Below are 9897 nucleotides of genomic sequence, written 5' to 3'. Positions count from 1 at the left end.
ACCGATCGGGATCTGGATGGGAGCGACTCTCGTGCCGAACCGCTGCCGGAGCGACTGCAGCACCGCCTCGAAACGCGCATTCTCCCGATCCAGCCGGTTGACGATCACGAGGCGGCTGACCTTCCCCCGGTCGGCATAGCCCCAGGCCACCTCGGTCTGCACCTGAACGCCGGCCACGGCGTCCACGACGACGAGCGCGCCCTCCACCACGCGCAACGCAGCCGCCACCTCGCCGACGAAGTCGGGATAGCCCGGGGCGTCGATGAGGTTGATCTTGCACCCCTTCCACTCCAGGGGCGCGAGCGAGGCGTTGATGGTGTGCCTGCGGCGCTGTTCCTCCGGATCAAAGTCCGTTGTCGCCGTCCCGTCGTCCACCCGCCCCAGGCGGTCCACAGCGCCGGCCAGGAACAGCATGGCCTCGACGAGGGACGTCTTGCCCGTACCGCCGTGGCCGACCACGGCCACGTTGCGAATCCGTTCAGCGGGCGCCGCCTTCACCGGGACCCCTCCTCAGCGCAGCGATCTGCGTTCCATGCTAATAGCCCCGCGACTTGTCCACAAGGTTGCGCATCGGCCGGCCGTCCAGGTAGCGCCGCAGGTTGTCGCAGAACAGCGGCACGGCGGCGTCCAGGTACCCCGGCCAGGCTCCGGAGACGTGCGGGGTGATGATCACCTGCTCCATCTGCCACAGCGGGCTGTCGGCCGGCAGTGGTTCGCGCTCAAAGACATCCAGCCCGGCACCGGCGATCCACCCCTCCCGCAGGGCGCGGATCAGCGCCCCCTCGTCCACGATGGCCCCGCGCCCAATGTTGATCAGGAAGGCGGTGGGCTTCATCATCCGCAACTCCCCGGCCCCGATGAGGTGCCGGGTGTCCGGCGTGAGCGGGAGGGCGATGACCACGACGTCGCTGGCGGCCAGCACCTCGGGCAGCCCCTCCGGGGGGTAGACCCGGTCCACATGGGGGATCGGGCCGGGTCGGCGTTTCGTTCCGATCACGTGCATCCCGAAGGCCCGGGCCTTCTCGGCGATCTCCGCGCCGATCGTGCCCAGCCCGAGCACGCCCATGGTCTTGCCGCGCACTTCGTCGCCCACGGCCTCGCGCCGCGCCCAGCGCCCCTTCGTCTGGTTGCGGATGGCGATGTGCAGCCGGCGAGTCAGCGCCAGGAGCAGGGCGAAGACATGCTCGACCAGAGGCTGGTGGATGCCGCTGCTGCTGGTGACGATGATCTCGCCCTGCACCACCTCGGGATGCAGCAGCTGGTCCACGCCAGCGGCGGTGGAGTGGATCCAGCGCAGCCGGCGGGCCTGCTGTACGGCCTCGCGGGGGACGTTCCAGCCGACCATCACCTCGGCCGCCGGGGCGGCCTCCAGGGCCCGACTCAGATCGGGCGCGGTGACGACGCGGACGCGGGGATGCACCTGCTCGATCTGGGCAATGTGCCTGGGGTCGAGGTTGGCGAACACCAGCACGACGAGCGGCTCGGTCATCGTTGTCCCCCGCGGGAGGCGTGCTGCAGCCGGGCCAGGACAAGGGTCCGATCCAGGGAGGCCAGGAACCAGCCGGCCTGCGGCCCGGAGGCCTTGCCCAAGAACACCAGGTAGATGGCGCCGAAGGCGTCCTGGGGCGGAATCCCCATCTCGTTCTTCAGGGCGTGGATCCGGGCGTGGAGGGCCTCGCCGTCCCAGACGTCCCGCTCGGCCACCACGCCGGCGAGCCGGGCCAGGAAGGCGCGCTGCGGCGCGGTGAGCGCCACCGCGGGGAGCTGGGGCTGCACCTGAAACCGGTAGTGGTCGGGGGCGTAGGTGGCCAACCACCGACGCGCGTCGTCGGCCCGCGCCTGCAGCTCCGCACGATCGGCCGGCGTGAGCGGGCCGCCCTTCTCGGCGGCGGCCGCCGCCTCGAGATCGACGGTCGGCATCTGCAGCAGATAGGCGACCTTGGCGAAGCGCATCCGGTAGCCCGCACCCGGCGGCCCGTCCACCCGGGAGTAGTGGAAGGTCCGGGCGTGGTCGCGCAGCAGTTCCGCCTCGGCGCCCGACCGGGGCTCGACTTCCCCGAAGTACGCCGCGGCGGCGCGGTCGTACTCGTCATAGAGCAGCGGGATCGTCTCCCCACCGGGGTCGAAGTTGATCTGCTGCCGGTAGTGGGGCCGCACCATCAGGAATCGGGCCAGCTCCGGACGGAGAATGCCCACCAGCTCCTTGGCCGGCACGCCCAGTCCCCTGCTGGTGCTCATCTTCCGTCCCCCGACGAGGAACCACTCGTAGGGGATGGGATAGGGCGGCCGGTAGTGGAAGACGCGCTCGCACATCGCGCTGGACCGCTCGTGGCTCCCCCCGCGGGTCATGTGGTCCTTCCCCGCCCCCTCCACCGTGACGCCGAGGATCCACCACTTGGCGGCCCATTCCACGACGTACTGGAGCTTGCTCCCGCCGTCAAAGGGCGACCGCCGGCCGCGGTACCCGCACCCGGTGGCCCAGCGCACCTTGTCCGGACGGCACTCGTACGCGACGAGGCGACCGTCCCATCCCGTGACCACGGTGGTCCCGATCTTCCCGCACCGTTCGCACAGGGGCTGGAGCGGATGTCGCTCGGCCTTCCGGCTCCCGCTGATCTCGCGGTCGATCTGGATGAGTTCGTCCGCCCGGTCCAAAGCGATGCGGATCGCCTCGTTGAACCGGCCGGCCTTGTAGAGCTCGCTGGTCCAGTAGACCTCGGGCTGCGCCCCGACCCTGGCCCAGACCGCGGCGAACTCAAGGCCGTAGTATCGTCCGTAGCTGGCGGCGCCGGGCTCCGGGGATGGGATCTCGGACAGCGGCATCCCCAGATAGCGGTCGAACTCCGCGGGCACCAGAGCGGGACGGGCATCCAGAGGATCGTAGTCGTCGAACCCGTAGAGGAAGGTGGTCTCCCGGCCGCGCTCCCGCAACCCGCGCGCCACACAGTCGTGCAGCACCACCCCCCGCAGCGACCCGACGTGGATGGGCCCCGAGGGACTCTTGGCATCGTTCACCACGTAGCGGTCCGACGGACGCGAGGCGAGGATATCCTCGACGATGACGTCTACCCACATGGACGTTGGCGGATCATGCCTGGATTCGTGTCCCCCAGCGACCGTTCCTGTGCAGGGCTTCGCGCGCCTCCCCGACGAGGAAGAACGATCCGGTGACCACGATCACATCCTCGGCCCCGGCGAGGTCCAGGGCCCGGTCCAGGGCGGCACGGCGGTCTTCGACCACCTCCACGTGCGCCACATACCGCCGGACCTCCTCGGCCAGGACGCCGGCCGCCAGGGGCTTGGCGTGGAGCGGCGTGGTCACGATTGCGGCCGCGGCCAGCGGGGCGATCAGGCTGGTGCTGGCGCGGTGGTCGTGGGTGGCGATCATGCCGAAGACGAGGATGATGCGCCGACCCGCGAACAGCGACTCCAGGGTCTGGCGCAGCGCGGCCAGCGAGGCGGGATTGTGCGCCACGTCCACCACGATGTACGGCCGCTCGTGGACGACCTCGATGCGCGCCGGCCAGCGCAGCGCGGCCAGCCCCTCGGCGACGGACTGCGGTCCCCGCGGATAGCCTTCCCCGGCCAGGGTTTCGATCGCCGCCACCGCCGTCGCCGCGTTGACCTGCTGGTGCGCGCCGACCAGCGGCAGGCGCACCGCGCCGTAGGACCGCCGTCGGCTGCGTACGGTGACCGTCTGATCGTGGAGGGTGGCCACCCCGGGCTCGATGCGGACGAGGGCGGGGGCGGCAATGAGCTCCGCCTCCTGGCGCGCGCAGACGTCGATGATCGCGGCCAGCGCCTCGGGCGCCTGGGCGGCGCTGACCACGGTGCCGCGGGGACGGATGATGCCGGCCTTCTCCCGGGCGATGGAGGACAGGGTCGTCCCCAGCACATCCATGTGGTCGAAACTCACCGGCGTGATCACCGAGAGCAGCGGGTCGGCCACGTTCGTGGCGTCCAGCCGGCCGCCCAGGCCGACCTCGACGATGGCCAGGTCGACGCCGCGGCGGCGGAAGTACCAGAACGCCATGGCCACGGATGCCTCGAAGTAGGTGGGCGGCCCGTCGGCTCCGGCGGCCATCGCTTCTACGTGGGGCGTGATGGCCTCCACCCCGTCGCACAGTTCCTCGGGCGTGATCAACTGCCCGTCGACCCGGAACCGTTCCCGGTAGTCCACCAGGTGGGGCTTGGTGTACAGCCCGATGCGATACCCGGCCGCCTGCAGGATGGCGGCCATCATCGCCGCCGTGGACCCCTTCCCCTTGGTCCCCGCGACCAGGACCGTCGGCAGGTGATGCGGGTTCCCGAGGCGCTCCAGGAGGGCGCCGGTGCGTCGCAGCTTGATGCGCTCGTCGCCGGCCGAAGCCGGTCGGCGGCGGGTGAGCAGCCCTTCGATATAGGCCAGGGCGTCCTGGAGCGGCACCGGGAGATTACACCGTGTGCAGGGCCCGCAGCTGTTGCTCGGCCGCCAGCACGGTATTGCGCAGCAGCATGGCGATCGTCATCGGCCCCACCCCGCCGGGCACCGGGGTGATGGCGGCGGCGACCTGGGAGGCGGAGGCGAAGTCCACGTCGCCCACCACCTTGCCGTTTTGACGGTTGACGCCGACATCGATCACCACCGCGCCCGGTTTGATCATCTCCCCCGTGACCAGCCGGGGCCGCCCCGCGGCCACGACCAGAATGTCCGCCCGCCGGGTATGCGCGGCCAGGTCCGGGGTCTTCGTGTGACACCAGGTCACGGTGGCGTGGGCGTTGAGCAGCAGCGCCGCCGTCGGGCGGCCGACGATGACGCTGCGGCCGACGACGACCGCATCCTTCCCCGCCGGCTCCACCCCCGCTTCCTGCAGCAAGGCCATGATCCCGGCGGGGGTGCAGGGCAACAGCCGGGGCCGACCGATGAACAGCGCGGCCATGTTCTCCGGGCCGAGCCCGTCCACGTCCTTGCGCGGATCGATCCGCTCGAAGACCGTGCGCGGGTTGATCTGGGGGGGCATCGGCTGCTGGGGCAGGATGCCGTGGATGTCGCTGCGCGCGTTGAGGTCGTCAATCAGGGCGAGGAGCTCCTCCTCGCCGGTCGTCGCCGGCAGGTGGAAGGTCTCGGAGCGCAGACCGGCGCGGCCGCAGGCCTGGGCCTTCAATCGCACGTACAGGGCGGAGGCGGGGTCGTCTCCCACCAGCACCGCGGCCAGGGCCGGCGCCACCCCGTACCTCCGGGTCAGCGCTGCGGCGTCTCGCCCCACCTCCTGCTCGATGCGGGCGGCCAGCGCCTTGCCGTCGATGATCCGCGCGCTCATCATCTATGCCTTCTCCGAAGACGCGGACCGCCCCTGTGGGCAAAGAGAGCCCGGCAAGGCGCTCCCAGGGTTAGCGGACGGTGAACTCGGTACGGAGCGACGTGATCTGCTCGCCCAGCAGGCACTCGATGGTGACCACGGCCCGGCCGGGCGCAGCCTGACGGCCGACGCGCCAGAGCCACACGACGCGTCCAGCTCCGTCCGCCCGCCGCGGACGGAGCTGGGGCGCGCGGCTGGGACCGGAGCGGTAGACGACCCCGATGTCGCACACCGCGGCGGGGGTGGTCAGAATCTCCACGCGGGCGGGGTCCCCGCGTCGGACCGGCGAGGTCACGGCGAGCAGCCGGATGGTCAACTCCGCCCGGCCGGTGCCGGTCCCCACCGCGATGATGGCGGCGAGGAGCAGACCGGCGAGGGACCGACGGCGCCGCATCACCGGATGACCTGCCCGCCCGCCGGAAGGCTCAGACGGAATCCCCGGGCTCACCCCTGGCGCAGCAGGCGGGAGGAGTTGGCCAGGATGCCCAGGTCCGGCAGCGACTGCACGGCGGCGGCGAAGATGGGCGGGAGGTACCCCAACGCCGCCAGGGAGAGGCCGACGAGGTTGTAGACGGCGGTGAAGGCGATGTTGAGCTTCACGACACCCATCGTGCGCCGGGCGATCCGGAATACGGCCGGGACGAGCATCCAATCGTCGCGCATCAGCCCGATATGCGCCGCCTCCAGCGCCAGCTCCGTGCCCGCCACCCCCATGGCGATCCCGACGTCGGCCTGGGCCAGCGCCGGGGCGTCGTTGATGCCGTCCCCGATCATGATCACGGTCCGGCCCCGCGCCTGATAGTCCTTCACCACGGCAATCTTGTCCTCAGGCATCAGACGCGCCCGGTAGGGAATGCCGAGTCGCTCGGCGAGGACGCGGGCGGCCTCGTCGGTGTCTCCCGTCAGAAGTTCCACCTGCCGGATGCCGAGGCCCCGCAGGGCCCTGAGCGCGGCGGGGACCTCCGGGCGCATGGTGTCTGCGGCGGCCAGCACGCCGATCAGCTGCTCGTCCCTGGTCACGAGCATCGCCGTCCTGCCCGCGGCCTCAATGGCCTCCAGCACCGGAGGGCGGGGGACGCCCGGCGCCGTCCGGCCGCTGCGAACCGTGATCCGATGCCCGTCAATCCGCGCCTGCACACCGACTCCGGGCAGCGCCTCAAACTGCTCCGGATGACCCGGCGTGATGCGGCGCTTCTGGGCCGCATCACGCACGGCCGCGGCCAGCGGGTGTTCCGAGTAGCGTTCCGCCGTGGCCGCCAGAGCCAGCACCTCTTCCGGCGTCGCTCCATTGAGCGGGACGATGTCGGTGATCTGCGGACGCCCGAGGGTCAGCGTCCCCGTCTTGTCGATGAGCACGACGTCCGCTCGGGCCAGGGCTTCCAGGTAGCGGCCGCCCTTGATCAGCAGCCCGCGCCGGGCGCCGGCGCCGATCGAAGCCAGCACGGCGATGGGGGTGGCCAGCGCAAAGGAGCAGGAGCAGGCCACCACCAGCACCGCGGCGGCGGCCAGCGGATCGCGCCGGATCAGGATCGTGAGCGCGGCGACGGCCGCCACGACCGGCAGGTAGTACCCGGCGAAGCGGTCGGCCGCGCGCTGCACCTGGGCGCGATGGGCCTCGGCCTCCTCCACAAGCCTGATCACGCGCCCGAAGGTGCTCTCCCGGCCGATATGGGTGGCACGGACACGGATGCTGCCGGCGCGCACCAGCGTGGCGGCAAACACGCGGCTTCCCGGTCCGACCTCCACCGGCACGGACTCCCCGGTGATGGCCGCCTGGTCGAGGGTGGCCTCGCCCGAGATGACCTCGCCGTCTACGGGCAGGCTCTCTCCCGGGCGGACCACGACGACGTCGCCCTTCCGGACGGCGTCCGCCGGGATGTCGACATCGACACCATCCCGCTCGATCCGGGCCCTCTGGGGAGCCAGCGCGGCGAGACTGCGGACCGCGCGCCGCGCGCGATCGGTCGTGAACCACTCCGCGTAGTCCCCGACACGCATGAAGAGGACGACCACCGCCGCCGTCGGCCACTCGCCCACGGCCACCGCGGCCGCGACCCCCGCCGACATCAGGGTGTGGGCGATAACCTGGCGGCGGCGGGCGGCCAGGACGACCTTGCGGAAGACCGGGAAGCCGCCAAAGGCCACCACACCGAGCCACAGCGGCCAGGGCACCAGATCTGTGAGCGTGGTGAACAGACCCAGCCATTCCCCCAGCACGACGACGAACAGCACGGTTCCGAAGAGGATCCCGAGCAGCGTCAGCACCTGGCGGCTCACCCTCCCGCCGAGGGACCCGGCGGACGACGGCGCCTCAGGCAGCGGGACGGAGTAACCGGCGGCCCCCACCGCCCGGCGAATGGCGGCGAGATCGGCCCGGGAGGCGTCCATCTTGACGACGGCCTGCTCCGCAGCCAGCCGCACCTCCACCGAGATGACGCCGGGCACGGCGGCGATCGCCCGCTGGACGTGCCGGGCGCAGTCCGCGCAGTCCATCCCCCGGATGGGGACCTCGATTGTCGCGCGCCGGGTCATCGCCGTCCCCTGCCGGCGCCGGAGGCCTCGTAGCGCGTGCACTCATACACCCCCCGGGCCACATCGGCCAGCAGCTCGTCCCCGAGCCGCAGCAGGAGCGCCACGCGCCGGTCGCTGAGCCGGTAGCGGACATACCGGCCCTCCTGCTCCCGGGCCACCAGTCCGCAGCCGTGGAGGCAGGCCAGGTGGCTGGAGGCGTTGGGCTGGCTGAGGCCGGTGGCGCCGACGATCTCGCCCACCGTCATCGGGCGGCTCCGCAGGGCGTCGAGGATCGCCAGCCGCGACGGGTCGGCGAAGCCCCGAAACAGCTTGGCCTTGATGGCGATCGCTTCCGGCCGCGCGATGGTGAACATCGGCATCCACCTCTCCCCCGGTGTGGCGAGCATATTCTCGTATTCTTACGTAATTATACATTCTCCCAGGCCGGACCCAGACACCTGCGCGGGCGGGACCCTCCCCCGGCTCGCCCCGAAGTGGTGCGTCCACCGCCGGCGTGGAGATGAGTCGCAGGACGTTCAGCCTGCTGGAGCGGGGAACGGGAATCGAACCCGCATCCTCGGCTTGGAAGGCCGGAGCTCTACCATTGAGCTATCCCCGCGGGGCTGGTGGGCGGGGAAGGATTCGAACCTCCGTAGGCACTCGGCCGGCTGATCTACAGTCAGCTGCTTTTGTCCGCTCAGCCACCCGCCCGAACCATCTGCATTATACGGTGAGGCCGAGGCCGCCATCAAGCGGAAGGGGCGCCCCGGTGGCCCGGAGCACGACCTCGGGGACGGATGACTCGATGCCTGAGCCGAAGGGCGCCCTACGCCTGGGGCCGGAAGGCGACCTTGAAGGCGCGGGTGGCGGCCTTCCCCATGGCCGTGTGCAGGGCCCGGCGGAACTCCTCGAGGGGGAACCGGTGGGTGACGAGGTGGCCGAGATCGACCAGCCCGCGGGCCATCCAGTCCAGGACGATGTCCATGGTGCGCACGCGCCGGCCCTGCCAGATCTCCCAGCGGTAGATGTAACTGCCCGTGACCTGGAGCTCTTTCAGCCACAGCGGCGTCCAGTCCACGCTCCGGGCCCAGGAGGCCAGGCCGAGGAGCACCACGCGGCCCCCGGGGCGCGTCAGGCGCAGGCTGTCGTCGATGCTCCCTGCGCTACCGACGCACTCCAGCGTGAGATCCGCGCCACCGAGGAGCACGCGCTTGCCCATCATCGGGCGGCGCAGGCGGCCGCGGGTCAAATCGGCGATCGCCGGATAGTGGCCGTCGCCGCGCTGCAGCCGCACCACCTCGTCCGCGCCCAGCCGCCTGGCCGCCTCCCCCTGAAAGCCGTGCTTCACCAGGGCGATGATCCGGGCCCCGCACCCCGACGCGCGCAGGGCGGCGATGGCGCACTGGCCGATCACCCCGCCCCCGACCACGAGCACGGTGTCCGTCTCCGCGGGCGGGGAGGCGACGACGGCGTGCGCCGTCACGGCCAGGGGTTCGGCCAGCAGCGCATTCTCGTCGCTGACCGCCTCGGGGAGGGGGAACACCTGCGAGCGGTGGGCGACGAAGTTGGCCGCCCAGCTTCCCCCCGTATCCCGGCAGGCGCCGATCATCAACCCGGGCGCGAGGTGGCCTTCCGCCACCCGGAGGCACAGGTTGTAGTTCCCCGCGGCGCAGGGCGGACACGGATCGACCAGCCCCCGCGCCAGACAGGGCAGCGCGGGCTCCACGGTCACGCGCTGACCGGTCCGGAGGTCCCGGACCGCAGGGCCGACTTCGGCGATCGTCCCCACGTTCTCGTGGCCCAGAACGAAAGGAAACGACGTGAGGGCGGAGAGGGCCGGGCTGGCCTCCAGACGAATCGTGTGCAGGTCACTCCCGCAGATCCCGCCCAGCCGCACCGCCACGCGCACCCAGTCCTCCCCCGGCAGCGGCGGATCGGGCACCTCCCGGAGCTGCAGCGGCGCCCACCGGCCCCACCAGGCGCGGCGAGAGACCGCACCCGCAACCTTCGTGGCGACGAACCGGGGGATGGTGGGGTGGAAGGTGAG

The 9897-nt window shown here is 71.6% G+C and carries 9 protein-coding genes and 2 tRNA genes; all 11 read right to left on the bottom strand.

The genetic code is table 11. The annotated features are described in order from the left end of the window. Nucleotides 1-498: GTP-binding protein (locus QN141_14085; protein MDR7559606.1), on the bottom strand; the 498-nt coding region annotated here is incomplete at its 3' end. Nucleotides 499-535: 37 nt separating this feature from the next. Then, complete coding sequence (locus tag QN141_14080; GenBank protein ID MDR7559605.1) at nt 536-1489, bottom strand: D-2-hydroxyacid dehydrogenase; 954 nt, start codon at nt 1487-1489, stop codon at nt 536-538. After that, nucleotides 1486-3075 carry a lysine--tRNA ligase gene (gene lysS / locus QN141_14075; GenBank protein MDR7559604.1) on the bottom strand — a complete coding sequence of 530 codons (1590 nt, stop codon included), beginning with the start codon at nt 3073-3075 and terminating at the stop codon, nt 1486-1488. The genes QN141_14080 and lysS overlap by 4 nt, the downstream gene beginning before the upstream one ends. 13 nt (nt 3076-3088) lie before the next feature. Further along, nucleotides 3089-4426 carry a folylpolyglutamate synthase/dihydrofolate synthase family protein gene (locus tag QN141_14070; GenBank protein MDR7559603.1) on the bottom strand — a complete coding sequence of 446 codons (1338 nt, stop codon included), beginning with the start codon at nt 4424-4426 and terminating at the stop codon, nt 3089-3091. 7 nt (nt 4427-4433) lie between these two features. Next, entirely contained in the window at nt 4434-5300 is an 867-nt protein-coding gene (gene folD / locus QN141_14065) for a bifunctional methylenetetrahydrofolate dehydrogenase/methenyltetrahydrofolate cyclohydrolase FolD (protein ID MDR7559602.1), read from the bottom strand. A gap of 70 nt (nt 5301-5370) precedes the next feature. Continuing rightward, nucleotides 5371-5733, bottom strand: coding sequence for a hypothetical protein (locus QN141_14060; protein MDR7559601.1), 363 nt, complete (start codon nt 5731-5733; stop codon nt 5371-5373). A 50-nt stretch (nt 5734-5783) separates the two neighbouring features. Further along, a complete protein-coding gene (locus QN141_14055) occupies nt 5784-7871 on the bottom strand; it encodes a cation-translocating P-type ATPase (protein ID MDR7559600.1) in 2088 nt (695 codons plus the stop codon). Next, the gene (locus tag QN141_14050; GenBank protein ID MDR7559599.1) at nt 7868-8224 is read right to left on the bottom strand and encodes a metalloregulator ArsR/SmtB family transcription factor; all 357 of its coding nucleotides are present in this window, start codon (nt 8222-8224) and stop codon (nt 7868-7870) included. Before QN141_14050 ends, QN141_14055 begins: the two co-directional genes overlap by 4 nt. A 171-nt stretch (nt 8225-8395) precedes the next feature. Next, nucleotides 8396-8469 (bottom strand) — tRNA-Gly (locus QN141_14045). A gap of 5 nt (nt 8470-8474) precedes the next feature. Then, nucleotides 8475-8561 (bottom strand) — tRNA-Tyr (locus QN141_14040). A gap of 115 nt (nt 8562-8676) precedes the next feature. Next, a partial coding sequence (locus tag QN141_14035; protein MDR7559598.1) for an alcohol dehydrogenase catalytic domain-containing protein occupies nt 8677-9897 on the bottom strand: 1221 nt, incomplete at its 5' end.

The sequence above is a fragment of the Armatimonadota bacterium genome (assembly GCA_031459765.1).
GTDB classification, from domain to species: domain Bacteria; phylum Sysuimicrobiota; class Sysuimicrobiia; order Sysuimicrobiales; family Kaftiobacteriaceae; genus Kaftiobacterium; species Kaftiobacterium secundum.
The sequence above is the reverse complement of the archived record's forward strand: the minus strand, read 5'-3'. Positions and strand labels throughout refer to the sequence as shown.